This is a genomic window from Vibrio sp. 10N.222.49.C9, assembly GCF_041474985.1.
Taxonomy (GTDB): Bacteria; Pseudomonadota; Gammaproteobacteria; order Enterobacterales; family Vibrionaceae; genus Vibrio; species Vibrio crassostreae_C.
The window spans coordinates 1-331 of record NZ_JBFRVD010000180.1 but is presented as its reverse complement, the minus strand read 5'-3'; the positions used below and the strand labels follow the sequence as shown (position 1 = coordinate 331).

The window sequence follows — 331 nt, the reverse complement described above, 5'->3', positions numbered from 1 at the left end:
AATAGATGATGGCCTTGCTTGGCGAGTGTTTTGGCAGTCTCAAGGCCAATACCGTCGGTAGCGCCAGTGATTAGTATGATTTTCTGCATGGTGACTATCCTCAAATTAAGCTCAAAAGGTCAACAGACCCTAGTTATGAATCAGTTAGATATTAGTTGCTAGATCAATAAGATAGCACCTTGATTAACAGATTTAATTACCTGGATCCGCGAAACAGTTTAAAGAATTCGTTAATAATCGAACTAAGTCTGTAAGTGAGGCTTTATATTGAATGGGTTAGCTTGAGACTGGGAGTAGAGTAAAAATGGTTTGTAATGAGGCTGTGGACAAG

Annotated in this window: 1 protein-coding gene; it reads right to left on the bottom strand. The window is 39.3% G+C overall.

What is annotated here, in order from left to right; all coding sequences use genetic code 11:
- The coding region (locus tag AB4585_RS22620) for an SDR family NAD(P)-dependent oxidoreductase (RefSeq protein ID WP_372171059.1) at positions 1-89 on the bottom strand (89 nt) is incomplete at its 3' end.
- Positions 90-331: the final 242 nt, after the last annotated feature.